The 15,486-nt window shown below is 65.5% G+C and carries 16 protein-coding genes; 7 read left to right on the plus strand and 9 right to left on the minus strand.

Annotated features, from left to right (window positions below):
- Positions 1-164 precede the first annotated feature (164 nt).
- Together AC2EAL_RS00815 and AC2EAL_RS00820 are read left to right on the plus strand one after the other, a co-directional pair.
- Positions 165-926 carry an electron transfer flavoprotein subunit beta/FixA family protein gene (locus AC2EAL_RS00815; protein ID WP_484722274.1) on the plus strand — a complete coding sequence of 254 codons (762 nt, stop codon included), beginning with the start codon at positions 165-167 and terminating at the stop codon, positions 924-926.
- Position 927: 1 nt separating this feature from the next.
- The gene (locus tag AC2EAL_RS00820; RefSeq protein WP_484722275.1) at positions 928-1,854 is read left to right on the plus strand and encodes an electron transfer flavoprotein subunit alpha/FixB family protein; all 927 of its coding nucleotides are present in this window, start codon (positions 928-930) and stop codon (positions 1,852-1,854) included.
- A gap of 35 nt (positions 1,855-1,889) precedes the next feature.
- Here AC2EAL_RS00820 and AC2EAL_RS00825 read toward each other — a convergent pair whose 3' ends face one another.
- On the minus strand, positions 1,890-2,741 hold the full coding sequence (locus AC2EAL_RS00825) for a DUF6473 family protein (protein WP_484722276.1): 852 nt from the start codon (positions 2,739-2,741) through the stop codon (positions 1,890-1,892).
- A 162-nt stretch (positions 2,742-2,903) separates the two neighbouring features.
- Between AC2EAL_RS00825 and AC2EAL_RS00830 the strand changes: the two genes are divergently transcribed.
- On the plus strand, positions 2,904-3,779 hold the full coding sequence (locus AC2EAL_RS00830; RefSeq protein WP_484722277.1) for a 3-hydroxybutyryl-CoA dehydrogenase: 876 nt from the start codon (positions 2,904-2,906) through the stop codon (positions 3,777-3,779).
- Positions 3,780-4,301: 522 nt separating this feature from the next.
- Here AC2EAL_RS00830 and AC2EAL_RS00835 read toward each other — a convergent pair.
- Genes AC2EAL_RS00835 through AC2EAL_RS00865 form a run of 7 tightly spaced genes read right to left on the minus strand, consistent with a single transcriptional unit; the run spans position 4,302 to position 9,674 of the window.
- Positions 4,302-5,180, minus strand: coding sequence for a lysophospholipid acyltransferase family protein (locus tag AC2EAL_RS00835; RefSeq protein ID WP_484722278.1), 879 nt, complete (start codon positions 5,178-5,180; stop codon positions 4,302-4,304).
- A 46-nt stretch (positions 5,181-5,226) separates the two neighbouring features.
- Positions 5,227-5,496 (minus strand): HPr family phosphocarrier protein, encoded by a 270-nt coding sequence (locus AC2EAL_RS00840; RefSeq protein WP_484722279.1) that lies wholly within the window; start codon positions 5,494-5,496, stop codon positions 5,227-5,229.
- Between the two features lie 9 nt (positions 5,497-5,505).
- On the minus strand, positions 5,506-5,901 hold the full coding sequence (locus AC2EAL_RS00845) for a PTS sugar transporter subunit IIA (RefSeq protein WP_484722280.1): 396 nt from the start codon (positions 5,899-5,901) through the stop codon (positions 5,506-5,508).
- Complete coding sequence (gene rapZ / locus AC2EAL_RS00850; RefSeq protein ID WP_484722281.1) at positions 5,898-6,833, minus strand: RNase adapter RapZ; 936 nt, start codon at positions 6,831-6,833, stop codon at positions 5,898-5,900. The genes AC2EAL_RS00845 and rapZ overlap by 4 nt, the downstream gene beginning before the upstream one ends.
- Positions 6,830-7,258: an HPr kinase/phosphorylase gene (locus AC2EAL_RS00855; protein ID WP_484722282.1), complete on the minus strand. Its 429-nt coding sequence runs from the start codon at positions 7,256-7,258 to the stop codon at positions 6,830-6,832. The genes rapZ and AC2EAL_RS00855 overlap by 4 nt, the downstream gene beginning before the upstream one ends.
- A gap of 7 nt (positions 7,259-7,265) precedes the next feature.
- On the minus strand, positions 7,266-8,960 hold the full coding sequence (locus AC2EAL_RS00860) for a sensor histidine kinase (protein WP_484722283.1): 1,695 nt from the start codon (positions 8,958-8,960) through the stop codon (positions 7,266-7,268).
- Positions 8,961-8,972: 12 nt separating this feature from the next.
- Positions 8,973-9,674, minus strand: a complete 702-nt coding sequence (locus AC2EAL_RS00865; protein ID WP_137111551.1) for a response regulator transcription factor — start codon at positions 9,672-9,674, stop codon at positions 8,973-8,975.
- Between the two features lie 359 nt (positions 9,675-10,033).
- Between AC2EAL_RS00865 and AC2EAL_RS00870 the strand changes: the two genes are divergently transcribed.
- Positions 10,034-11,632, plus strand: coding sequence for a phosphoenolpyruvate carboxykinase (locus AC2EAL_RS00870; protein WP_484722284.1), 1,599 nt, complete (start codon positions 10,034-10,036; stop codon positions 11,630-11,632).
- Positions 11,633-11,704: 72 nt separating this feature from the next.
- Here AC2EAL_RS00870 and AC2EAL_RS00875 read toward each other — a convergent pair whose 3' ends face one another.
- Positions 11,705-12,472, minus strand: a complete 768-nt coding sequence (locus AC2EAL_RS00875; RefSeq protein WP_484722285.1) for a sulfite exporter TauE/SafE family protein — start codon at positions 12,470-12,472, stop codon at positions 11,705-11,707.
- A gap of 127 nt (positions 12,473-12,599) precedes the next feature.
- Between AC2EAL_RS00875 and AC2EAL_RS00880 the strand changes: the two genes are divergently transcribed.
- The 3 genes from AC2EAL_RS00880 to AC2EAL_RS00890 all read left to right on the plus strand — a co-directional run bounded on the left by AC2EAL_RS00880 (position 12,600) and on the right by AC2EAL_RS00890 (position 15,436).
- Positions 12,600-13,127, plus strand: coding sequence for a DUF3859 domain-containing protein (locus AC2EAL_RS00880; protein WP_484722286.1), 528 nt, complete (start codon positions 12,600-12,602; stop codon positions 13,125-13,127).
- Positions 13,124-13,651: a DUF3859 domain-containing protein gene (locus tag AC2EAL_RS00885; protein WP_484722287.1), complete on the plus strand. Its 528-nt coding sequence runs from the start codon at positions 13,124-13,126 to the stop codon at positions 13,649-13,651. The genes AC2EAL_RS00880 and AC2EAL_RS00885 overlap by 4 nt, the downstream gene beginning before the upstream one ends.
- A 141-nt stretch (positions 13,652-13,792) precedes the next feature.
- A complete protein-coding gene (locus AC2EAL_RS00890; protein WP_484722288.1) occupies positions 13,793-15,436 on the plus strand; it encodes an acyl-CoA dehydrogenase family protein in 1,644 nt (547 codons plus the stop codon).
- Positions 15,437-15,486: the final 50 nt, after the last annotated feature.

A 15,486-nucleotide genomic window follows, 5' to 3' on the forward strand; every position in this document is an offset into this window, starting at 1 on the left:
GCTCGAGGAGTTGCCACCCCTGCTGATCGCCCGCAACGATCAAAACGCGGCGTCGCGTCGCGCCAACCTGTCGCATTTGGTCTGTTCCGAAAGCCCCCGTTCCGGTAACAGGCGGGCGAGAGCTTGTGCGCCCGCAAGGGCGCGGAACGAAGGAGTTTGCGGCCATGAAGGTTCTGGTCCCGGTCAAGCGGGTGATCGACTACAACGTGAAGGTGCGGGTGAAGGCGGACGGGTCGGGGGTTGACCTCGCCAACGTCAAGATGTCGATGAACCCCTTCGACGAGATCGCTGTCGAAGAGGCGATCCGCCTGAAGGAAAAGGGCTTGGCGACCGAGGTCGTCGTCGTCTCCATCGGCGTGAAGCAGGCGCAGGAGACGCTGCGCAATGCGCTCGCCATGGGTGCCGACCGCGCGATCCTGATCGAGGCTGCCGCTGACGTTCACACCGATATCGAGCCGCTCGCGGTGGCGAAGTTGCTGGCCGCTGTCGTCAAGGAAGAGGCCCCGGGCCTGGTCCTCTGCGGCAAGCAGGCGATCGACAACGACATGAACGCGACGGGCCAGATGCTGGCGGCGCTGCTCGGCTGGTCGCAGGCCACTTTTGCTTCGGAAGTCGCCATCGAGGGCGACCACGCGAAAGTCACGCGGGAAGTCGACGGCGGCTTGCAGACCATCACCGTGAAGATGCCGACGATCATCACCGTCGACCTGCGCCTGAACGAGCCGCGCTATGCGTCACTCCCGAACATCATGAAGGCCAAGGCCAAGCCGCTTGCCGCAAAGACGCCTGCCGACTACGGCGTGGACGTCTCGCCGCGCCTGTCGGTCGTGAAGACCGTCGAACCGGCGGGCCGCAAGGCGGGCGTGAAGGTCGGCTCGGTGGCCGAGCTGATTGCAAAACTCAAAGACGAAGCGGGGGTGATCTGAGATGGCCGTTCTTCTTCTTGCTGATGTTGTCGAGGGCAAGCTGGCAACCGACCAGGTCGCCAAGGCGCTGACCGCGGTGAAATCGCTGGGTCCGGTGACAGTGCTGGTCGCGGGCACGGGCGGTGATGCCGCTGCGGCCGAGGCGGCGACGCTGGACGGCGTGGCCAAGGTCCTCTTCGCCGACGACCACGCCTATTGCCACGGGATGAGCGAACCCAACGCCGCGCTGGTCGTGTCGCTGGCGGGGGACTACGAGCACATCGTCGCCGCGAGCGGAGCCCTGTCGAAGTCGGTCCTGCCCCGCGTGGCGGCGATGCTTGACGTGATGGTGATCTCGGAAGTCCTTGCGGTGCATGACGCCGCGACCTTCGACCGGCCGATCTATGCCGGCAACGCGATCCAGACGGTGAAGACCTCGGACGCGAAGAAGGTGATGACGATCCGCACCGCGACCTTCGACGCGGCGGGCAAGGGCGGCAACGCGCCGGTCGAGAAGGTCTCGGCCACGGTCGATGGCGGAATGTCGGCCTGGGTCGAGGACAAGGTGGCCTCCTCCGACCGTCCGGAATTGACCTCGGCCGGGATCGTCGTCTCGGGCGGCCGTGGCGTGGGCTCCCAGGCCGACTTCGCGCTGATCGAAAAGCTGGCGGACAAGCTGAACGCCGCCGTCGGTGCCTCGCGCGCTGCGGTGGACTCGGGCTACGCGCCGAACGACTGGCAGGTCGGGCAGACCGGCAAGGTCGTCGCGCCGGAACTGTACGTGGCTGTCGGCATCTCGGGCGCGATCCAGCACCTGGCGGGGATGAAGGATTCGAAGGTCATCGTCGCGATCAACAAGGACGAAGAGGCGCCGATCTTCCAGGTCGCCGATTATGGCCTGGTCGCCGACCTCTTCACCGCCGTGCCGGAGATGATCGAAAAGCTGTAAGGTAAGGTGGGCAGCTTGCCCACCCTACGAGGGGGTCACCGCAAGGTGGCCCCCTTTTCATTGGCCATCAGCCGCGCGACTTCGGGGGCAAGCCTTTCGGCCACTTCGGCGTGGACGGCTGCCCCGGGCAAGGCGCGGGCCTGCAGCGCCTCGGTCGGCGGGACGGTCATCCCTGCGGCGCCCTCTGCCATCGCGGCGGGGGATGCCACGATCTCGACCAGCGGCGTGGCCGGTCCGGCCAGCGCCGCAAGCATGGTCCGGTCGACCAGCCAGGGGCCGAACCCGGGGTCAGGCTCCACCGCCACTGGCAGAGGCGCGGTGTCCGACATCCAGACCAGCACCCGGCACGCAGGCAGACAGGCCAGCAGGCTGCGCACCCGTTGCAGCCAGGTGCCCTGCAAGACCTGCCGCACCCGCGCGAACCGCAGCGGATCGGCGCGGTGCAGGACCGTCAGCAGGTGGCGGGTGAAGTGAATCTCGGTGAACTCGACCTCGGGGTACAGCGCGCGCAAGGCCGGGGTCGCCGCCAGGAACCGGTCATTCCGCCGCGCGTGGACGGTGTAGAGCGGGTTGCTCAGCCCTTCGGCCCCGGTGATCTGGACGATGGCGACCGCCGCCCCGGCAGCAATCTTCAGCGCCGCAGGGTCCGTCAGGTACAGGTCCGGCCCGGCGTTCTGCGCCGCAAGGTTCGCCACCGGCAGCTGCAATGCCTGCTCCAGCAGCTCAGGGTAAGGCCGAGCCACGTACTTGCCAAAGCTGGCCGAACCACCCAGCACCGCGACATAGGGGCCGGTCAGGTCGCGCTGCGGCCCCCGGAACAGCGCCTTCGACGCGCCATAGCGGCATGGAAAATAATCGAGCGCCCCCGCGCCCGCATCGAGATGCATCATCCCACCACCCGAATTCACTTCACCCGCCACAAAGCCTGCCCGAGGGTGGTTGCCGAATGGCTAAAATCTGGCGATCGGCTAAAGGTCTAAGCACTTCCTGCCTGCCTTGCGCGGGCGGGATCAGCCGGGCATAACCCTTGGCGACAGATGGAGGATGCGATGGAGATCAAACTGGTGGGCGTCGTCGGCGCCGGGCAGATGGGCAATGGCATCGCCCATGTCTTCGCGCTGGCCGGTTACGACGTCCTGATCAACGACATCTCGGAAGACAGCCTGGCCAAGGCGCTTGCCACCATCGAGAAGAACCTCGACCGCCAGGTCAGCCGCGGCAAGGTCCTGCCCGCCGACAAGCGCGCGGCGATGGAGCGGATCAAGACTACGCTGAAACTCTCCGACCTCGGCCCCTGCGACCTGATCATCGAGGCCGCCACCGAACGCGAGACGGTGAAGCAGGCGATCTTCGAGGACCTGCTGCCGCACCTGAAGCCCACGACGATCCTGACCTCGAACACCTCGTCGATCTCGATCACCCGGCTAGCTTCCCGCACCGACCGGCCGGAAAAGTTCATGGGCTTCCACTTCATGAACCCGGTCCCGGTGATGCAGCTGGTCGAACTGATCCGGGGGATCGCGACCGATCAGGAGACCTGGGAAACGCTGCACGAGGTCGTCCGCAAGCTCGGCAAGACCGCTTCCAGTTCCGAGGACTTCCCGGCCTTCATCGTCAACCGCATCCTGATGCCGATGATCAACGAGGCGGTCTATACGCTGTACGAAGGCGTGGGCTCGGTGAAGTCCATCGACGAGTCGCTGAAGCTCGGCGCCAACCACCCGATGGGCCCGTTGGAGCTGGCGGATTTCATCGGGCTGGATACGTGTCTCTCGATCATGAACGTGCTGCACGAAGGGCTGGCGGATACCAAGTACCGGCCATGTCCTTTGCTCACGAAATATGTCGAGGCGGGCTGGCTGGGCCGCAAGACGCAGCGGGGGTTCTATGACTACCGAGGCGAAGTGCCGGTGCCGACGCGGTGAGGGCGCGAGCGCACAAGAGGCACAACTGCTCTGCTAGCTTGAAGCGGCATCATCTTTCGCTGAACAGGCAAACTCAACTTGCCAGCCGTTGTCCGTTCTGACCGCCGTATCTATCCACCGAAGCGGTGCGGCATTCAGGCCCTCTGCTACGCATAGTGCGCCTGTGATCAAGACAGCTGCCAGGTAGGTCGCGTGCTCTGACAGGTCCGGGGAGCTTATTGCCAAGATTGACGCAGTCTGCGGGTGACCAGCGATGACTGACGCTTCGAAGTCAGTTCCCAGAAAGGTCCCACGATGGGAACTCGACGCTCCCTTTGTCGTCAGGGCCGTTTCGAGACTAAACGACGAGATAACGGCAGCAACATCCACAGTTCCGTCTGCGAGACGAGGGGCTTCGACCGTCTCTGCAGACCCTACTGAACCGCAAAAGATTAGAGGAATTACAACGCGAAGCATCGGGGCATTCCTCTGTGCGAAGGCCTACATCTTTCGCCTAAATCCGCGATACTCGGCAACTGCCAATTACTTTCCTAACCCCAGCGTATGCTCCCTGAGCCAGGCCAGGAACCCCCGCGGGTTGCCTTCCCAGTTCTTCAGCTCCTCCGCCGGGATCGGCGCGCCGATCACCGGACGGGTCGGCTTGAACAGGCACCGCTTGATCTCATACAGCAAAAGCCCCTGCCGGATCGTGTCCGACAGCTGGTTCGCGATCTGGAACATGCGGCTGTTCTGGCCGGGGAAGTAGATCGGCAGGATCGTGGCCCCCGTGGACTTGACGATCTTGTGGGTGAAGACGTTCCACTCGCCTTCCACCGCCGGGCCCCACCAGCCCTCGCTCATCGCGACCTTGCCCGCCGGGAACAGGATGATGACCCCGCCGGCCTTCAGGTGCGCAATCGTCTCGTCCCGCATCTGCAGGCCCAGTTCGCGGGCGTTGTCCTCGTGCGGGAAGGGGACGGGGATCATGAACTCCTCGACCTCGGGGATGCCGGTCAAAAGCGAGCGGGTCAGGATCTTGAAGTCGGACCGCACGCGGTTGACCATCTCGGCCAGGACCATCCCGTCCACCAGGCCCGAAGGGTGGTTCGAGCAGACGACCAGCGGCCCGGTCTTCGGGATCAGGGCGATCTCCTCGGGCGGGGTGTCGATCCGGATGCCCATGTGGCGGATCGCCTTGGGCCAGAACGGCGCCCCGAACGGCGCACCGGACTTTTCAAAGCTGCGGATCAGGCGCAAAAGCTGAATCTTCGCGGTCAACCACTCGATCGCGCGGATCGTGCCAGCCTTCCAGGGGTTCTTGAACGTGCCCGCATAGGACAGCCGACGCATGTCGTACTGGCGGTCAACCCGACCGGCCGCAGACGTCGGCGTCTCGGTGGCGATCTGGGTCTGTTCGGTCACTAAGCGGCTATCCCCGGTGGTCCCGACAGAGTCGGGGCATCACCGCTCAATAATCCTCTCCGAACCGCGCCGCAACCAAAGCCTCCAGCGCATCGGCGAGTTTCTCCGCCTCATCGCCGGTGCAGGTCACGTCAATCGAGGTCCCGCGCGAGGCGCCCAGCATCAGAAGTCCCATGATCGAATCGCCCGAAACCTCCATCCCGTCCTTGGCAACCGTGGCCCGGGCGTCATGCGCCTCGACCACTTCGACGAACTTAGCACTGGCACGGGCATGCAGGCCCTTTTCGTTGACGATGCGCAGATTGCGGCTGGTCATGTCGTTCCCTCAGGCCCCGCTGCCGAGGTCCAGGCTGTTGATATACTTGCGTCCCGCGTCCAACGCGGCCGCCACAGCCTCGGGTACGCCCATGTCGCGCGACTTGGCAAGCTTGATCAGCATCGGCAGGTTCGCGCCGTACAGAATCCGGCGGCCCGAGGTCGCGCAGGCCGGTAACGACAGGTTCGACGGGCTGCCCCCGAACATGTCCGTCACCAGGACCACGCCCTGCCCCACATCGACGGCATCTGCCGCCGCGCAGATTTCCGCCTGTTTGGCACTGCGGTCGTGGTCATCCTCAATGGATATCGCCCGGACACCGTCCTGTCGGCCCACGACGTGCTCCACCGCCGAGAGATACTCTCGCGCCAGGCCGCCATGTGCCACGATCACGATCCCGATCAAGCGCTCGCCACCTTCGTTGCGTCCGGCTGCACGGTGGCCGCCTTGCGTTCAAGTTCCCGGTGCCGTTTTGACACCGGCCAGCCCGCCTCTGCAAGCGCGGAACCGACCATTTCCGCCATGGCAACCGACCGATGTTGCCCGCCGGTACAGCCAAAGCCGATGGCCAGATGCGCCTTGCCCTCGTCCAGATGGGCCGGAAGGAGAAATAGAAGAAGCTCGCTCACCTTCTGGAAGAATTCGGCGAATCTCGGGTCCTTCCGCACGAAGGCTTCGACCGAGGGGTCGCGGCCATCCAGCGGGCGAAGTTCGGGCTGCCAATGGGGATTCGCCAGAAACCGGCAGTCAAAGATCATGTCCATCCCGCGCGGCACCCCGCGCTTGTAGCTGAAGGACTGGACCGACACCGACAGCCGCCCGGACACGCCTGCATCGAACCGGCGGGCAATCTCGGCCTTCAGGTCGTGCTGGGTCAGCTCGGTCGTGTCGATCAGGTGGTCGGCCCTGACCCGGATCGGGGTCAACAGGTCGATCTCGCGCTCCACCCCCTGCGCCGGGGTTTCGTCCGGGGCCAGCGGATGCCGCCGCCGCGTTTCGGAAAAGCGCTGGATCAGGACGGATGGCGCGCAGTCCAGATACAGCACTTCCAGCCCGACCCTGGGGTCGCGGGTCAGCTTGTCGATCAGCTCGATCAGCGAGGTCGCGTTGAAGTCGCGGTTGCGCACGTCCAGCCCCAGTGCGATGGGACGACCCAGGGGCGGGCCTTCCACCAACCGCGGCACCAGCGACAGCGGGATGTTGTCGATGCCTTCGTACCCCAGATCCTCAAGCACCCGGATCGCCGTCGTCCGCCCGGCGCCCGAGGGGCCGGTCACGAAGACAAGGTGATGATCCATCGACAGGTCTGGCGTCATGCTGGGTTCCGAGGCGGTCATGCCTCACGTCCGTGGCGAAGATAGAGCATCAGCGCGTCGGGAAAATGGTCATTCTGCACCTGCAGCACAAGGGCCAGGTCAATTCCCAGAATCGTGACCGTGCGGCGGGGTGGCAGGCGATCGGTTTCCCGCTGCCCCAGATCGACGACCAACCGCACGTCGACCGTATCCACCGCAGGCGCCCGCAGGATGCCGATGCCGTAGGCCTCGATCATGCCGGCCAGGTCGGGGTTCGGGCAGCTGGCAACCAGCCGGTCCCCGACCACAGTCAGCCGCGTCCGGTCATCCGACACCAGCGCCGCCCCGCGCGAGATGAGCCCAAGCGCCAGGGCCGACTTGCCCGCGCCCGAGGGGCCAAGGATCAAAAGGCCACGCCCGTCCAGCCCGACGCAGGTCGCGTGCAGCGTGTCGCTTGGCGCGGTCACAAAGGGATCACACCGGCAGGCCGACGACGAACCGCGCGCCCAGCGGGTCCGAGGTCGGATCGGCTGCCGTCGGCCGGATGTTCTCGGCCCAGATCACCCCGCCATGGGCTTCCACAATCTGCTTGGAAATCGCCAGGCCAAGGCCCGAATGCTTGCCGAATTCGCTTTGCGGGCGTTCGGAATAGAACCGCTTGAACACCTTGGTCAGCGCCTGTTCCGGGATACCCGGCCCGGTGTCTTCCACCACGATCAGCACCCGGTTCTCCCGCCGCCGCGCCCAGACCCGCACCGCATCGCCCTCTTCGCAGAAGGAGATCGCGTTCGTCACCAGGTTCACGAAGACCTGCGCCAGCCGTGCCTCCAGCCCGTGGATGGTGATCGGCTCAGGCGGCAGGTCGATGATGAAGTCCACCCCCTTCTCGCCCGCCTGCTGCGACAGGTACTGGCACAGGTTGGACAGGGTCTTGAGAAGGTTGAACTCCTCCTCTTCCTCTTTCACCAGTTCCGAATCCAGCCGCGAGGCGTTCGAGATGTCGCTGACCAGCCGGTCCAGGCGACGCACGTCGTGCTCGATCACGTCCAGAAGCTTGTCCTTCTGGTCGTCCTTCTTGACGAACCGCAAGGACCCGATCGCCGAGCGCAGGGACGCCAAGGGGTTCTTGATCTCATGCGCCACGTCAGCCGCGAACTGCTCGTTGGCGTCGATCCGGTCATAAAGCGCCGCCACCATCCCCCGCATGGCGACCGACAGACGACCAATTTCGTCAGGCCGCGCCGCAAGGTCGGGAATGCGGACCCGGCTTGGCGCCACCCGGCGCGAGTCGCGGTCGCGGCCCACTTCCGCTGCGGCGGCAAGGTCGGACAAGGGGTTCGAGATGGTCGAGGCCAGCATCAGGCTAAGGCTGATCGACAGGACCACCGCCAACAGGAACATCTGCAAGACCTGCTCGCGCTCGTACCGCACCAGCCGGTCGATCTCCTGGCTGTTCGAGGTGATCGCCACCACGCCGACCAGATCGCCCGCCACCGTGATCGGGGTCGCCACGGTGAAGTAAATGCTGCCTTCGCCGTTGCGGTTGACGCGGGTCACCACATCGCCGTTGCGTGCTCCCTCGAAGGCCGCACGGGCATTGTCGGCCGGATCGATAGTCTCGGTGCGCTCCGGCCGCCCCTGCCGGAACAGCACGGTCACGACATTCCAGACGCCTTCCAGGAAATCGGTCAGGATCGTCGGCTGGTCCGGGTCCGTTACCAGCGTCCCGGTCCCCTGCCCCACCCGCGAGGCAAGCAGCGCCCCGGTCGGGTCGAAGACGAACACCTCCAGCACCGGGTCAAGCTCGATGTCCTGCAGGGGCACGCGGAAGTCGAACCCCGAACTTCCAGGCCGCAGGTGCGCCTCGTAGACGGCCGATATCAGTTCGGCCTGCCGCACCATGCCCAGCTGGCGCTGCAGCGCCAGGCTGTCGCGGAACGGGTTCATGAACAGAACCCCCACCGCCAGCAGCACCAGCGCCATCAGATTGAAGACGATGATCTTGCGCGCCAGCGGCGACCGGTTCAGCCCGACAATGCTGCGCCCGCCCCGGCCTTCCTTCAGCCGCTCGACCGTCGCGTCGGGCGAAACCCAGTCCTCGCCCAAGAGGACATCGCCCGAGCGTTTCGGTCTCAGGTCATTCGGTGAAATCCGCGGTGCCGAGGACATCTAGGGCGGCCATCACTCTTCGTTGTAGCGATAGCCGATACCATACAACGTCTCGATGGCCGAAAATGTGTCATCAACGGACCGCATCTTCTTCCGCAGCCGCTTGATGTGGCTGTCGATGGTCCGGTCGTCGACATAGACCTGGTCATCATAGGCCACGTCCATCAGCTGGTCGCGGCTTTTCACGAAGCCGGGCCGCTGGGCCAAGGCCTGCAAAAGCAGGAATTCGGTCACCGTCAGCGCGACCTCTTTCCCCTTCCAGGTCACCGAATGGCGCAAGGGGTCCATGCGAAGCGCACCCCGCTCCATCATCCGGGTCTCTTCGGTCGCCGCCGCCTCGCCGGTGTTGATCGCCTCCTGCCGGCGCAGCAGCGCGCGGATGCGTTCCACCAGCAGCCGCTGGCTGAAGGGCTTCTTGACGTAGTCGTCGGCCCCCATCCGCAGGCCGAGAACCTCGTCGATCTCGTCGTCCTTCGATGTCAGGAAGATCACCGGGATCGAGGTCTTCTGCCGCATGCGCTGCAACAGATCCATGCCGTCCATGCGCGGCATCTTGATATCGAGGACCGCCATGTCCGGCATCCGGCGGCTGAACGCCTCGAACGCGGACTGGCCGTCGTTATAGGTCTCGACCTCGAACCCCTCGGCTTCCAGGGTCATGGCGACCGAGGTCAGGATATTCCTGTCATCGTCGACCAGCGCGATGCGGGACATCTTCGTGCCTCCCTTAAACTGCTGCAGCTGCCTTGTCTTTATTTTGCAAGCATTTTCAGGGCTGGCACCGGGATAATCAACTAAAATTCGAATCACCCCTGAAACAATGGCCGGAGTGGTGGCAATTTCGCCCCTACCGACGACAATTCTGCAACCATCCCGGGTTTGCCTGCCCATGGTGGCGCTAACGGTGGAATGATTGCGCTAACTGTTTGAAATCACGCTATTCCCGTGCAAAAATCCCATGCTATAGGCCCATTATGGCCGGCCCCCCTCAGGGCTTGTCACGGCATTCATTGGCCCGGATGTCGACCCATTGGAACCGCCGCATGTGACGTGCGGCAACGGGAGCTTGCAGGATGATCCACGGACACGTGAACCCCAACCAGACGCTGGAGACGCAAGGCATTACGGGTGTGGCGGTGGCCCACTACAACTATGCCGAGCCCGCGCTGGTCGAGGCCGCCGTCATCCGGGGCGAGGGTCGCCTGGGCCGCGGCGGGGCGTTCCTCTGCTCCACCGGCCAGTTCACCGGCCGCTCGCCCAAGGACAAGTTCGTCGTCCGCACCCCCGCGACCGAGGACACGATCTGGTGGGACAACAACGCTGCGATGACGCCCGAGCATTACGCCCGGCTCAAGGCCGACATGCTGGCCCATGTCCAGGGGCGTGAGCTGTTCGTGCAGGACCTCTACGCCGGGGCGGATCCGATCCACCGGCTCGACGTCCGTGTGGTGACCGAGCTCGCCTGGCACGGCCTCTTCATCCGCCACCTCCTGCGCCGCCCGGATCGGTCGGAACTGGACGGGTTCACCCCGGAATGGACGATCCTGAACGTCCCCTCGTTCAAGGCCGACCCCGCGCGTCACGGCACCCGGACGGAAACTGCCATCGTCCTGAACTTCGACGACAAGACCGTGCTGATCGCCAACACCGCCTATGCGGGCGAGAACAAGAAGTCGGTCTTCACCGTCCTGAACTACCTTTTGCCCGCCAAGGGCGTGATGGCGATGCACTGCAGCGCGAACCACGCCATCGGCAACCCGGTCGACGCCGCCGTCTTCTTCGGCCTCTCGGGCACCGGCAAGACCACGCTCTCCGCCTCGCCCGACCGCACACTGATCGGCGATGACGAACACGGCTGGTCCGACCGAGGCATCTTCAACTTCGAGGGCGGCTGCTACGCCAAGACCATCGACCTCAGCCCCGAGGCCGAGCCCGAGATCTACGCCACCACCCACCGCTTTGCGACCGTGGTGGAGAACATGGTCTACGACCCCGAGACGCTGGAATTGGACTTTTCCAACCGCAGCCTCACCGAAAACACCCGCTGCGCCTATCCGTTAGAAGCGATTTCGAACGCCAGCGCCTCCGGCCTTGGCGGCCACCCGCGCCATGTCGTCATGCTCACATGCGATGCCTTCGGCGTCCTGCCGCCCATCGCGCGCCTCAGCCCCGCGCAGGCGATGTACCACTTCCTCTCCGGCTTCACCTCCAAGGCCGCCGGGACGGAACGTGGCATCACTGAGCCGCAGCCCACCTTCTCCACCTGCTTCGGCGCCCCCTTCATGCCGCGCCGCCCGGAAGTCTACGGCAAGCTTCTCCAAGCCAAGATCGCCAAGCACGGCGCCTCCTGCTGGCTGGTGAACACCGGCTGGACCGGCGGCGCCTATGGCACGGGCAAGCGGATGCCGATCAAGGCGACCCGTGCGCTCTTGGCTGCGGCACTGGACGGCTCGCTGGCCAGTGCAACCTTCCGCAAGGACCCGAATTTCGGTTTCGAAGTCCCGGTCGAGGTTCCGGGCGTTGACGCCACCCTCCTCGACCCGCGCCGCACTTGGGCTGACCCGGCCGCCTATGATGCACAGGCCGCGAAACTGGTCGGCATGTTCCAGAAGAACTTCGCCCAGTACGTGCCGTTCATCGACGCCGACGTGAAGGCCGCCGCAATCGGCTGACACCCCTCGTCGTGCGCCTTCGGCTTCTCCTCGGCATCCCCAGCGAGGAGAAGCGAAGCGCACGACGAGCGGTCACATCAGCGCCAGCCGCACCATGTTCAGCCCGGTCACGACCAGCAGGCCTTGCGTCCAGCGGCGGAACCGCGCCTGGTCCAGCCGGTCCTGCACCCGGTAGCCGATGAACAGCCCGATCAGCGCCGGGACGCACAGCGCGGCGGAAAAGCCAAGGCTCTGCACATTCGCCAGCCCCGTCCCCAGATGCGCCACCAGCAGCATCACCGCGCCGATCAGGAACACCACCCCCTGCGCCCGGATCATCTGCAGCTTGTCCGCCCCGGTCGACAACAGGAAGACCAGCAAGGGCGGGCCCCAGATGCCCGATACGCCGCCATACAGCCCCCCGATCACCCCCAGCCCCCATTCCGCCCGATCGCGATGGTGCAACCGGATCGCCAGACTGCGGCCCATCAGCTGCAGGGAGGCAAAGGCGGTAATCGGCACGCCCAGCATCAAAAGGTACAGCCAGCGCGGGATCGCATCGGCAAAGGGCGCCGAGACGGCGATGAAGACCACGGTCGCAATCAGGAACCGCCGGTAGGTCCGCGTCGTCTCCAGCGCAGGCCCGGTGCCCTGCCGGAACGCCTGCGAAAGGTTCGTCACCAGCGTCGGCAGGATCAACCCGGCCAGCGCCAGCTCCTGCGGCAGGAACACCGCAAAGCCGGAAACCAGGATCATCGGCATCGCAAAGCCGACCGCGCCCTTCACGAACCCCGCGAACAACGTGATCGCCAGGGCCGCCAGAAAGGCCTCGGTCGACAGCCCCGCCATCAGATGCTCCATGCCCGCTCCCCTTAAGCTGCCCGCCCTTGTCGCAGGCTCGGCAGGTCAGGAAAAGCCCCCCTCGCCAGCGGTTGACCCGACCGGCGCGGGCTGGCTTTATCAACATGTCGCTTCAGGACCACCGCGCATGACCACTCGGCCTCCGGCACCCCTCCTGGCCCTGCCCGTCGCCCTGGCGGCCGGGCTGGCCATGGCAGACCCCGCCCCACCCGAGGCCGCGCCCGGGATCTTCATCGAAAACCACGGCGTCCACTGCAATGTCGAGACGACGGGCACCATCGCCGCCCCGGACACCGACTCCGGCCAGGTCAACCTGTTGTCCGGCACGCCCGAATTCGCCTTTCCCGGGCAAGAGATTCCGGCCCGGCTTGGCATCTCGTTCGGCATCGTCGCCGTCCCCGACCGCGACATATTCAACGTCCAGTTCTTGACCTGGAAGCCCGGCGCGACCCGGCCCGAATTCTGGTACTCGGACATGACGGCCGACGCGCCGCATATCCAGGGCTTCATGTTCGAAACTCCGCCCGAGCTGGTGACCGGCCTCTGGCGGCTGCAGGCCTTCGAAGGGGAAACCCAGCTATACAGCGTCGAATTCGACGTGCTTCCAGGCAACGCCCTGCCCGGCGTCACCTCTGATTGCAACCTCCTGTCATGACCCGCATGCGCCTCACCGCCGCGTTGCTTTCGCTTCTGCCCGCCTGCGCCCTGGCCGAGCCTGCGCCACCCCAGGCTGCCGCCGTGGTGGCCACGCTTGAGGTCGGCGTCTTCTGCGCGCTGCAGGCCATGGACCGCGCCCCTGCGCCAGGAACCAGGACCGGCTGGATCCATGTGCCGGAGGGCGAGATCACCTTTCACTGGCCCGACCGCCAGATCGTCCCCGCCGCGCTTGGCCTTGCCTTCGGCGTTCGCGCGCAGCTCGCCCCGGGGGAGCAGTCCGCCAACGCCGAAATCCGCGTCTACCAGCCCGGCAGCCAGACCGCCGAAACCTGGGGTTCCAGCTTCTACGACATCGCCGCCTCGGTCGCCTTCTTCCGCTTCGACCACCCCTACGAGCTGGTCCAGGGCATCTGGCGGTTCGAGGCCTGGTCGGGCGATGAACAGCTTTACACCGTCGAGTTCGAGGTCGTCCCCGCCGACGCCGTCCCGCAGATCACCCAGGCTTGCGGCGCGGTCTCGTGAATCGGGTGCGACATTTTCAGTCTCCTGCGCGTGCACGATTGAAATCTTGTTGCGCTGCCGTTGCGAAGCCGTTACCCCTTCGCAGGTGCAGAATCTTGGCGGAGCCGACCCATGCCCGATGGCAACCTGAACGGAGGGGCGATGACCCAGTCCCCGATCCTCGCTGACCTTCAGGCGCTGACCGCCGCCGCCTTGCCCGAGGTTGAGGGCCTGTTCAATACGGCCCGCGACCAGCTGAAGGCCGAAGTGACGCTGGACGGCAGGCTCAGCGCCGCAGCCCTGGAGTCGCGGCAGTTCCAGGCGCACGCCTTGTCCTGGCTTGCCACTTACGTCGAGGCGCTGCGCCAGTTGCAGGCCTGGGCCAGGCGCTTGTCGGACGCGGGCCAATTCGGCCCGATGGAGCAGCTGATCCTGCAGATCGGCTTTGGCGAATACCTGGCCCAGATCGCCGGCGGCCTGCCGATGAGCCAGGGTGAGATCGCCCGCCTGGCCGACCTCGGCCTGACCTGGACCCCGGGGCCCGAGGCCGCCCGCCTGATTGCCGAAGGCAACACCCCCGCTGCCCGTGACGCGCTCGTCGCCCTCATGCAGGACAACCACGGCCGCGCGACCTTCGGCGCGACGGGCCTCGACGAAGAACTGGAGATGATCCGCGACCAGTTCCGCCGTTACTCGGACGAAAAGGTCATCCCCCGGGCGCAGGAGTGGCACCTGAAGGACGAGTTGATCCCGATGGAGGTGATCCAGGACCTGGCCGGGATGGGCGTCTTCGGTCTTACGATCCCCGAAGAATACGGCGGCTTCGGCCTCTCCAAGGCCTCGATGGTCGTCGTGTCCGAGGAACTCTCGCGCGGCTACATCGGCGTGGGCTCGCTGGGCACCCGCTCCGAAATCGCCGCCGAACTCATCCTCTGCGGCGGCACCGACGCGCAGAAGGCCAAATGGCTCCCCGGCCTCGCCTCGGGCGAAATACTCCCGACTGCCGTCTTCACCGAACCGAACACCGGATCTGACCTCGGCTCACTCCGCACCCGCGCAAAGCGCGATGGCGATGATTGGGTCATCACCGGCAACAAGACCTGGATCACCCACGCCGCCCGCACCCATGTGATGACCGTCCTCGCGCGAAGTGTCGAAGGCACCTCCGACTATCGCGGCCTCTCGATGTTCCTCGCCGAAAAGACCCCCGGCACCGACAAGACGCCCTTCGTCGACCCCGGCCTCTCGGGGGGCGAGATCGAGGTTCTCGGCTATCGCGGCATGAAGGAATACACCGTCAACTTCGACGGTTTCCGGGTAAAGGGCGAAAACCTCCTCGGCCAGGTCGAGGGCCAGGGCTTCAAGCAGCTGATGCAGACGTTCGAATCCGCCCGCATCCAGACCGGCGCGCGGGCAATCGGCGTGGCGCAATCGGCGCTGGAAACCGGCATGCAATACGCCCTTGACCGCCAGCAGTTCGGCAAACCCCTGATCGCCTTCCCGCGCATCTCGGGCAAGCTTGCCATGATGGCGGTGGAAATCATGATCGCCCGCCAGCTGACCTACTTCTCTGCCTGGCAAAAGGACCACGGCCACCGCTGCGACCTTGAGGCCGGGATGGCCAAGCTCCTCGGCGCCCGCGTCGCCTGGTCCGCCGCCGACAACGCCCTGCAGATCCACGGCGGCAACGGGTTCGCGCTGGAGTACCGGATCTCCCGCATCCTCTGCGATGCGCGCATCCTGAACATCTTCGAAGGCGCCGCCGAGATTCAAGCCACGGTGATCGCCCGACGCCTTCTGGAGTGACCGCTTGCTTTGGTCTTGCCGCGCGGTCAAACTGGGCCATATAGCCCAAA

It is taken from the genome of Tabrizicola sp. T74 (assembly GCF_057219935.1).